The following is a 3,896-nucleotide window of genomic DNA, read 5'->3' on the forward strand; positions in this document are numbered from 1 at the left end:
GGGTCAACACCAAGACCAAGCGGATCGCGCGCCAGATGCACGGACGAGCAGGCTTCACCCTTCTTCGCCACCGCATCCTCCTCGGATAGCAGCACGCTCCGTCACCACCGAATGCGAGACAGGGCCGTTAAATTGACACACCCTCGGGGTGATCTTCAGACGAACTAGCGCCTCGTCCATGGCACCGGCCTCGGGGAACATCGGTACAGCGGTTATCGGTGAGAACGATCATGGTCGTCTAGCACAGTGATCCACTTCGCCGCTGGGGTTCGGTGAAACGCCTCCGGGCCTGGTCCGGGGCTGGCTACGGTCCGGCTCGTGCCGGTGGAATTTCTGAGCGATGAGCAGGCCGAGGCGTACGGGACGTTCGCCGAGGAGCCGACGAGGCCCGAGCTGCAGCGGTTCTTTTTCCTGGACGACGTGGACCGGGACCTGATCGCCCTGCGGCGAACGGAGCATCACCGGCTCGGGTTCGCGATCCAGATGTGCACGGTTCGGTACGTCGGGCTGTTCCTGGAGGACCCGCTCGCTGTGCCGTGGCCGGTGATCGAGCACCTGGCCGTGCAGCTCGGCATCGAGGACCCGTCGGTGGTCAAGCGGTACACGGAGCGGCGTCAGACGCTGTACGACCACGCGTGGGAGATCCGGGACGCCTACGGCTACCGCCCCTATGAGGACGCCGAGTGGGGCCGGGTTTCGCACGTTCCTGCACGGGTGGGCGTGGACGCATGCCGAGGGTCCGAAGGCGCTGTTCGACCACGCGGTGGGCTGGCTGCGCCGTCACCGGGTCCTGCTGCCTGGGGTGTCCGTGCTGGCTCGGCAGGTGGCGGAGGCGCGGACGGTCGCGGAGAAGCGGCTGCACGCCAGGTCGCGGGCGCCGCCCGCCGCGCGGACCCGGCGCTGCCTGGGGATCTGGTGGCGACGCTGAAGACGCCGGAGGGCTCCCGGTTCTCCGAGCTGGAGCGGCTGCGCCGGCCACCGACGCGGACGACGGGTACGGCGTTCGCCCGCGCGCTGGAGCGGGTGGACGAAATCGGCGCGTACCGGCTCGGGCGGCTGAGGCTGTCGCAGATCCCGCCGAACCGGATGGCGGCGCTGGCAGGAAATTCATCATCATGACGACACGCGACGCCCGGCCCGGAAGAGGTATACCGATGCGGCCGCCGGGATCAACGTGATGGCGGCGACGAGGGCGAGCAGCACCGGTTCGTTGAGCCGCCCGGCTGTCGCGAAGGCCAGGCCGGCAAGCGCGGCGCCTATCGGCACCAGGAGCACGGCCGCGGTGCCGATGATCTTGTCGCGCCTGCTCCAGTGAGGTGCTGCCCACAGCAGCACGACGCCCGCGATCATGACAAGCCCGCCCAGGAGGGGGCTGACGCCTAGGAGAAGTCCGGATACGGGCAGCAGGATCAACGGGGCCAGACTGTGCCACTTGCTGACCGGCGGCGCGGCCGTCTCGCCTTCCCGGGCCGTGGCCACGATGGTGCGGGGAGCGCCGAGGCGGTCCAGGACGGCCTTGACCTCGGCCTCGCTGTGGGCCGGGCGCTCGGCGAAAGCCACCTCGATGTGCTCGGTCAGATCGGCAAGAAGTTCATTGCGGCGCTCCGGCGCCAGGGCTGCGGCCTCGCGTGCCACAGTCTCCAGGTAGGCCACCACAAGCGGGTGCTCGACGGTCTTCATAGTGAGTCTCCGGATATATGGTGCGAATTGGTCGTTCAGTCGGTGATGAAGCGGTCTACGGCGCCGCGGAAGTGCGGCCAGATCTCAGTGAACTCCGCCAGCGCCGCCTCTCCCTGTGGGGTGAGCATGTAGTAGCGGCGCGGCGGCCCGCTCGGGGATTCCTGCCAGGTGGTGTCCACCAGGCCGTCACGGCGCAACCGGGCCAGCAGGGGATAAATCGTCCCCTGGCTGGTGGTCATCACGCTGGCCGTGCCAAGGACCTCCAGAAGCTCCACGCCGTAGCGAGCGCCATGGCGCAGAAGCCCTAGGACGCAGTACTCCAGCACTCCTTTGCGGAGCTGGCTTTCAGCCTTTCCTGAGCCGTCCTTCCTTGCCACATCAGGTTCCATGCAATGCATGGTATCCGGTACAGCGATGCATGTCCAGGTCGCCCGGACCGTCCCAGGAGCAGGTATCGATGCCCGCATGGAATGCCGATCCGTCGCGGCGTCGGTGGACGGGACGCTGTGCGACACCAGCCGCGATTCCTGGATCCGGATCCTTCCTGCGTGAGGCTCGGACCATTGCTGCGGATGTCGGGAAGCGATGGCGGGCTCAAGCGGTCAGTGCATCACCGCTGTTCAGAAGCTCAGCATAGATCTCTGCCGGGGTGCGGTAGCCGTGAATCTTGCGGGGCCGGGTGTTCAGCTCGTCGGCGATTGCGTCCAGGTCCTCCTGGCTGAAGGTGCGGAGATCGGCTCCCTTCGGGAGGTACTGGCGGAGCAGTCTGTTGGTGTTCTCGTTCGTGCCGCGCTGCCAGGGGCTACGGGGCTTGCAGAGGTAGATCGGGACGCCGGTTGCGGTGGTGATGGCTCGGTGCTCGGCCATCTCGCGGCCCCGGTCCCAGGTCAGCGTCCGCCGTAGCTGGGGCGGGATGCGAAGGAGCCGGCGGGTGAGGTGCGGTGCGACCTGCTCGGCCTTGATGCCGTCCGGTAGCGCGACGATGGCGGTGAAGCGGCTGGTCCGCTCGACCAGCGTGGCTATCGCCGAGGGGCGTGTGCCCATCACCAGGTCGCCTTCCCAGTGGCCGGGCACCGTGCGGTCCTCGACTTCGGCGGGGCGGGCGCTGATGGACACCATGTCGCGGATGACGCCCCGCCCGGTGGGCCTGGCGGCGACCTTCGGCCGCCGCATGGGTCGGCCCGTCCGTAGCTGCTGTGTGAGGGCGCGCTCGATGGCGTGGCGGCGGCGCGGATCAAACAGGGTGAGGTAGATCGCCTCGTGCGAGATCCGCATGGACGCGTCGCCGGGGAACTGGCGGCGGAGCCAGCCCGAGATCTGCTCGGGTGACCAGCGCAGGGCGAGCTTCGCTTCCACCAACGCACGCAGGGCGGGTCGCTGGGCGAGCTTCGCCTGCTTCGGGCGGCGGCTACGTTCATGGGCGGCGGTATCGGCTGCTGCTGCCCGATAGTGGTCGCGGCCGCCGTTGCGGGCGATCTCCCGCGAGACCGTGGAAGCGGACCGGCCGAGCCGCCTGGCCATCTGTCGTGCCGTCTCGCCAGTCGCGATGCCGCGGGATATCTCCTCACGCTCACCGCAGGTCAGGTGCCGAGACGAACGTCGTCTCGGCACCAGGCGCACTCCGCCGGACTGCTGGAAGAACCGGCGCACATGATGCATGGGAACACCGACAGACCGCCCGATCAGGCTGAACGACTCGCCCTGACGCCATCGCCGCCAGATCTCGTCCTGCTGAGCCGGCGCGAACCCGTAATCACGCACCTGGACCTCCATGCCCACATGATCATCCGTGGGTGGTGCGTTGATCCCTTGAGCCCGCCATCGTTTGACGACAGGCGGCCGGTGCGTCCAATGAACCCGTGCAACCCGGGGGTGAGGGGCCTCGCGTTTTCCGGACAGGCGTCTGACCGACTGTTTCACGCGGCAATTCGCAACTTCTCGTATTCGGCGTGGACTTCGCGTGGAGGGCGGTAACCCACCGCCGAGTGGAGGCGTTTGCGATTGTACCAGAATTCGATGTAGCGAGTGATGTCCTGCCGGGCAGCCTCGCGGGTCGGGTAAGTCACCCTTGATACGCGCTCGTTCTTCGGGGCGCCGAAAAATGATTCGGCCATGGCGTTGTCGAAACAGATCCCGGTGCGGCCGGCAGATCTGCGGAGCCTGAACCGGTCGAGCGTCTTCCCGAACTCGGCTGACATGTAGTTGCTTCCGCGGTC

General features: G+C 67.7%; 4 protein-coding genes and 1 pseudogene. 1 reads left to right on the forward strand and 4 read right to left on the reverse strand.

Features of this window, described 5'->3' with window-relative positions; genetic code table 11:
* Nucleotides 1–318: 318 nt before the first annotated feature.
* Nucleotides 319–1,101: pseudogene (locus ACLB9X_RS34260) on the forward strand (DUF4158 domain-containing protein); the annotation flags it as partial.
* Between the two features lie 12 nt (nucleotides 1,102–1,113).
* Here the strand turns inward: ACLB9X_RS34260 and ACLB9X_RS34265 are convergent.
* From ACLB9X_RS34265 to ACLB9X_RS34280, 4 genes are all read right to left on the reverse strand, one after another.
* Entirely contained in the window at nucleotides 1,114–1,680 is a 567-nt protein-coding gene (locus tag ACLB9X_RS34265) for an HAAS signaling domain-containing protein (RefSeq protein ID WP_410364320.1), read from the reverse strand.
* A gap of 35 nt (nucleotides 1,681–1,715) precedes the next feature.
* The gene (locus tag ACLB9X_RS34270; protein WP_410364321.1) at nucleotides 1,716–2,069 is read right to left on the reverse strand and encodes a PadR family transcriptional regulator; all 354 of its coding nucleotides are present in this window, start codon (nucleotides 2,067–2,069) and stop codon (nucleotides 1,716–1,718) included.
* 205 nt (nucleotides 2,070–2,274) lie between these two features.
* Complete coding sequence (locus ACLB9X_RS34275; RefSeq protein ID WP_410364322.1) at nucleotides 2,275–3,453, reverse strand: IS30 family transposase; 1,179 nt, start codon at nucleotides 3,451–3,453, stop codon at nucleotides 2,275–2,277.
* Between the two features lie 143 nt (nucleotides 3,454–3,596).
* Nucleotides 3,597–3,896 (reverse strand): integrase core domain-containing protein (locus ACLB9X_RS34280; protein WP_410364323.1); only part of this gene is annotated, 300 nt, incomplete at its 5' end.

The organism is Streptomyces sp. 5K101 (assembly GCF_046506645.1).
GTDB lineage: Bacteria > Actinomycetota > Actinomycetes > Streptomycetales > Streptomycetaceae > Streptomyces.